Source organism: Pseudomonas onubensis, from assembly GCF_965653655.1.
GTDB lineage: Bacteria > Pseudomonadota > Gammaproteobacteria > Pseudomonadales > Pseudomonadaceae > Aquipseudomonas.
This window is the reverse complement of record NZ_CBFHAZ010000303.1, coordinates 1-429: the sequence shown is the minus strand read 5'-3', so window position 1 is coordinate 429 and position 429 is coordinate 1. Positions and strand designations below refer to the sequence as shown.

At 43.1% G+C, this 429-nt stretch carries 1 protein-coding gene; it reads right to left on the bottom strand.

From position 1 onward, the window contains the following. Positions 1-429, bottom strand: a 429-nt coding sequence (gene nadC, locus ACTD9P_RS30065) for a carboxylating nicotinate-nucleotide diphosphorylase (protein ID WP_438870490.1), incomplete at both ends; no start/stop codon positions are given.

Here is a 429-nt window from a genome sequence, read left to right as displayed (position 1 = left end):
CGTAATCAATCGCTAAACCACGAAAACGGCTAATAGTGGTCATATCAATATTTCCAGAACATTCAATCCGAGAACGTCCTGCAATTAGGGTAATGGCCTGTTCAATCTGTTCCAATGACATATTATCCAACATGATAATATCAGCACCCGCCGCCGCAGCTTCTTCGGCAGCAGCAAGGCTTTCCACTTCCACCTCGACCATTTTCACAAAAGGGGCATAGGCACGCGCTTGAGCAATTGCCTTCTGAACACTACCTACTGCCGCAATGTGATTGTCTTTTAGCATGATAGCATCTGATAAATTAAAGCGATGATTATAGCCACCGCCAACTCTCACGGCATATTTCTCAAAAAGACGTAAATTAGGAGTAGTTTTTCGAGTATCAAATACCTTAATGCAATCATCGCCTAAGGCTTCTACATAAGCAG